General features: G+C 35.1%; 4 protein-coding genes and 1 pseudogene. All 5 read left to right on the forward strand.

Annotated elements, in window-relative coordinates; translation table 11 throughout:
• Positions 1-317 (forward strand): annotated as a pseudogene (locus tag B0A81_RS21020) (TonB-dependent receptor); the annotation flags it as partial.
• Positions 318-416: 99 nt separating this feature from the next.
• Positions 417-1,817: a RagB/SusD family nutrient uptake outer membrane protein gene (locus tag B0A81_RS21025; protein WP_089059833.1), complete on the forward strand. Its 1,401-nt coding sequence runs from the start codon at positions 417-419 to the stop codon at positions 1,815-1,817.
• Between the two features lie 79 nt (positions 1,818-1,896).
• Positions 1,897-3,138, forward strand: a complete 1,242-nt coding sequence (locus B0A81_RS21030; protein WP_089059834.1) for an amidohydrolase family protein — start codon at positions 1,897-1,899, stop codon at positions 3,136-3,138.
• Positions 3,139-3,187: 49 nt separating this feature from the next.
• Positions 3,188-4,219 (forward strand): TlpA family protein disulfide reductase, encoded by a 1,032-nt coding sequence (locus B0A81_RS21035; protein WP_089059835.1) that lies wholly within the window; start codon positions 3,188-3,190, stop codon positions 4,217-4,219.
• Between the two features lie 293 nt (positions 4,220-4,512).
• On the forward strand, positions 4,513-5,199 hold a 687-nt coding region (gene ribB / locus B0A81_RS21885; protein ID WP_244281450.1), incomplete at its 3' end, for a 3,4-dihydroxy-2-butanone-4-phosphate synthase.

Below are 5,199 nucleotides of genomic sequence, written 5' to 3' on the forward strand. Positions count from 1 at the left end.
CCGATTTAGCGATAAGACAAGTTTACTTAGTTAGACCAACAGCATCAATGGTATCAGATTATAAAGCATCGTCTCAGTTTCTTGAAAATGCTAGTTATATAAAATTGAAAAATGTTATGATTGGATATTCTATTGATAAAGAAGTTGCAAAAAAAATTGGAGTAGAACGTCTTAGATTTTTTATTCAAGGGCAAAATCTTTTCACTAAATCGGCCGTCAATTATATTGATCCTGAATATGCTACTGCAGCGGGCGGTATTGGACTTTCTTCTTCCATTGTTAGAGGATACTCATTTGGGGTCAATGTTAATTTTTAAGAAGGCGAAAAGTCTAAATGCGCATTTTCATAATAAGGCGTATCAGACAAAAGGAAAATCAAATTCTACAGGACACATAAAATAAACACAATAGAATAGATGAAAACAAATATAAAATTATTCTTTGCTACAGTGCTGGTTACTTTTTTAAGTGCTTGTACTGATGATATTATAAATAAAGAACCCTTAGATGAATTGTCACCTGAAACTCTTTTTCAGACAGATGGCGGTTTTAGAACTGCCTTGGATGGCGTTTACGGTGTTATGAAACAGGATTTTTACGGATATTCTCATGGAATTTACAGTATTCCAGAAGCCATCAGCGATGATTTGGTGGGTTCATCCAACTCAAAGGACTATTCCTTTGATGGCAGTTTAGAAAATATTTATCCGCTCGCTTATACCGGCACAACAGGAAATATCGAAGGATTTTGGAAAATATCGTATCAGGCACTTAACAATGTGAATACCGTTATTAGACAAGCCAGAAAAAGTACACTTGCCAATAAAAATGCATTTTTAGGTGAAGCATTAGGCATCAGAGCGCTTTTGTATTACAATTTATACCGCTTTTATGCTCCAGCTTACAACACTAATAAAACAGCATTGGCGGTACCGTACCGATTTGAAACGGATGCGCTTTTAGATGTTAAGCCCCGTAATACTTCCGCTGAAGTTATCAATTACATTTTAGCCGATTTGAATGAAGCCGCGCCTCTGGCTGTCAATGCAGTTAATTCTTATCGAATATCTAAAACAGCTATTTATGCATTACTGGCACGTGTGTCTCATGAAACGGGTGATTACAAAAATGCTATTGTATATGGTAATTTAGCCCTGACAGATACTAGATATAAATTAGATACCACACTTGCGGCACTCCAAAAAGAATGGGATAAAGATGATTCTGGCGAGATTATGTTTAGAATTCGCTTTGAAAATAACGAAACACAGTATACTGCAGGAATTTTTGCTATTCCTGTAATGTCAAGTTATCCTTATTTAGTATCAAATGATTTAATAAGTCTCTATGATCAGAATAAAGATCTCCGATTCTCAGTGTACTTTAAAACGCATCCTACAGTCAAAGGAAGCTATTTTCCAAAGAAGCAGGCTGGAACAAGAACTACAAACGCTGCAACATTTGATCCAGGAAATATTGATCTTAAATTAATAAGAGTGCCAGAAATGTATCTCATATTGGCAGAATCGTATTTAAAGGAAAACAACAGTGCTTCAGCATTGGTGAATTTGAATAAACTAAGAAATGCTAGAGGTTTGGGTGACTTTTTAGGAGCAGATCTAAGTAAAGAAATCTTAAACGAGCGTAGGAGAGAACTGGCATTTGAAGGTTTTAGATTCACAGAGTTAAAAAGACTTGGCTTAGGTTTTACTAGAGCTGGCGGCGGTGGTTTAGCGCCTAAAGCAGATCGATTTGCTTTACCAATTCCACAAACAGAAATTGATCGTTCGGGAATTCCACAAAACCCCGGATACTAAGAGGCATATAGAGCCCACATTTTTGTTTACAAAAGTGGGCTCATAATGTCATTTCTAAAAACATAAATACTTTAAAAAAATGAATAAAAAACGACTTCTTACATGTTGGTTTTTAGTCTGTACAATACTTATGGGCTATTCGCAAACTAAAGGAAACTTAAAAATTACTATTCTTAAAAACGGATTTATTTTTGACGATAAATTTAATAGTAAGAAAGGGAGTATTGTAATGGAAGGCGATAAGATCAAAGACATTTTGTATACTGATGATCTTGCTAAATATCCAGGAGCTGCTCTAATTGATATTACTGGAAAATATGTGATGCCCGGATTAATTGATTCACATGTTCATCTAGCCACAGTACCTGATCTGGACAGAGAAAAGAACAATAAATATATGCAGGATCAACTTTCTAAAATGATCTATGCCGGAATTACCTCTGTAAGAGACATGACTGGAAATGCAATTATTCTGGCAGACTATAAACGTGCCAGCACTCTTAATCAACTCCCGGCGCCGTCCATTTTTTATGCAGCTCAGTTTGGAGGATCGGCTTATTTCGATTTAGTGAGAAAGCATAACAAGGATAAAAGCGATACACCTTGGGAGCAAACTATTACAGAGAAAACAGATATCAAAATTGCTGTTGCAGAAGCGAAAGGAGCAGGAGTCACTGGGATTAAGATATATTCTGACTTGACTTCGGATCTTGTTAGAAAAATTGTAAAAGAGGCAAAACTTCAAGGATTGCAAAGCTGGAGTCATGCTGCAGTTTTTCCTGCCACTCCAACTGATATTGCCAATGCAAAAGTGAATAGCATGTCTCATGCGTTTGACATTCCATATGACTCTGCTGTTAAAGAAATGAATCGGTTCAAAAGACCAGTTATTGATGATAAAAAACTGGATAAGCTTTTAATGTTGATGAAAAATAACAACGTTATATTGGATGCCACCAATTATATTGGAAACAATAATAAGCTTTATGCTGGTGTAACAGTAACTAAAAGAGCTCATGAACTAGGAGTTAAGGTATCTACTGGAACAGATTGGCCTTATTTATTTGAAAAAGATCATGTTGTTCCCTTATTCAAAGAAATAAAAATTCTCACTAACGACTGTGGTTTTACCAATAAGGATGCTCTAACAAGTGCCACAATAATAGGGGCAGAAAGTATTGGAGTAGACGATAGAGGTATTATAGCTATAGGCAAACGAGCAGATCTTTATATTACAAATTCAGATCCTGTAAAGCAGATCGAAAACTTACAAGATGGTTTTATGACTATTAAATCGGGGATTATTTACACGGAAAAATGACGTTTAAATAATTCTAAAACTTGATTAACGAAATAAATTAAAAGATATAATGAAAAAATGGTATTATTTAGGGATTGTAACCCTTGTTTTGAATTTGAGTACTTTCGCTCAAAAAGCAACAACTGACTATGTGCGTCTATTTGGAAAAATAACAGAGAAAAACTCGGATTCTTTGATTGTGTTTAAAGGCAGAACTAAAATAAAAAGAATCAATGTTAATAAAGACGGCGCTTTTGCTGACACATTGAGAGTGAAGGAAGGTTTTTATGGAATATTTGATGGTAGAGAACAAGGCTTTTTTTATTTCAAGAATGGCTATGATTTAAAAATCACTTTTGATACCAAACAATGGGATGAAACAATGGATTTTAAAGGTGAGGGCGAAATACCTAATAAATATTTGTTCAGGAAAGCCTTGTACTCTGAAAAAGCAACTGCAGATAAATCTATATTTAAATTAGACAACGATGAGTTTATGAAAAAAATAGATGAAATTGTTGCTGGTTACCAAAAAATACTCAAAGAAACAAAGGGGTTAGACGCATCTTTTGTAGCTCTTGAAGAAAAAGATTTTGAAGATTTTAAAAAAAGCAGTGTAGACAGATATAATAAAACTACCGGATTGAAAAAACATCAGGATAAAATTCTGCCTAAAGGAATGGTTTCTCCCAAATTCGTGAATTTTGAAAACTTCAAAGGAGGTACAACTTCCTTAGATGATCTGAAAGGGAAGTTTGTTTATATCGATTTATGGGCTACCTGGTGTGGACCATGTAAAAAAGAAATACCTTTTCTTAAAGATTTGGAGAAAGAGTTTCACGGTCAAAATATAAGCTTCGTAAGTATTTCTGTCGATCGTGTAAAAGACCATGATAAATGGAAAAAAATGGTAGCTGATCTTCAATTGACAGGTGTGCAGTTATTTGCCAATGGTGATACTTCTTTTGAGAAAGCTTATGAAGTAAGTGGTATTCCGAGATTTATTTTACTTGATCCACAAGGCAATATCGTCGATCCAAATGCGCTAAGACCATCTGACGAAGGAATAAGAAAATGGTTTAAAGAAGTAGGAGTTAAATAATTTACATAAGAAAGGGATTAGCATTTTGCTGTCCCTTTTCATTTTTTAAGGCATTAATGCGGCTTACCCAAATATGTGGTAGAGCCTTACCAATGAAAAAGTTATGCGAATTACCAGAAAAACAATTCTTTTAGATTCGAATTTTAATCGTTATTTTTGACCCTCGAAAAAACAAACTAGAGATTGGATGTCCTGAATAAATCGTATACTGCGGTTTATTTTATTGACTTAACGATTTATTGATAATATTCAATACGAACATAATATCCATCTCAAAACCAAACACTAGCATCATGTCCACCGAAAAAATACAGCTTAACACAATAGAAGAAGCAATAGAAGATATTCGCCAAGGTAAAATAATCATTGTAGTTGATGATGAAGATCGTGAAAACGAAGGTGATTTTTTAGCGGCTGCAGAAAAAGCAACGCCTGAAATGATCAACTTTATGGCTACACATGGGCGTGGTTTAATATGTGTGCCTTTGGCCGAAAGTCGTTGTAATGAGCTTGGATTACATAAGATGGTAACTAACAATACGGATCCGTTGGAAACAGCCTTTACTGTTTCAGTAGATTTTAAAGGAAGTGATGTAAGCACAGGAATATCTGCTTCAGATAGAGCCAAAACGGTACTTTCATTAGTAAATCAGGACACAAAGCCTCATGATCTGGCACGTCCAGGGCATATATTTCCATTAATTGCCAAACAAGGAGGTGTTTTAAGAAGAACAGGACATACTGAGGCTGCGATTGATTTTGCCCGCTTGGCCGGATTTAAATCTGCTGGAGTGATTGTCGAAGTCATGAATGACGATGGTACTATGGCAAGATTGCCGCAATTGGCAGAAGTTGCTAAAAAATTTAATTTGAAACTAGTTTCCATCGAAGCGCTTGTTGCTTATAGAATGCAGCACGACAGCCTGATTGTGAAGAAAGAAGATTTTGATATTGAAACCCGTTTTGGAACTTTTAGACTT

The organism is Flavobacterium plurextorum (assembly GCF_002217395.1).
Classification (GTDB): domain Bacteria; phylum Bacteroidota; class Bacteroidia; order Flavobacteriales; family Flavobacteriaceae; genus Flavobacterium; species Flavobacterium plurextorum.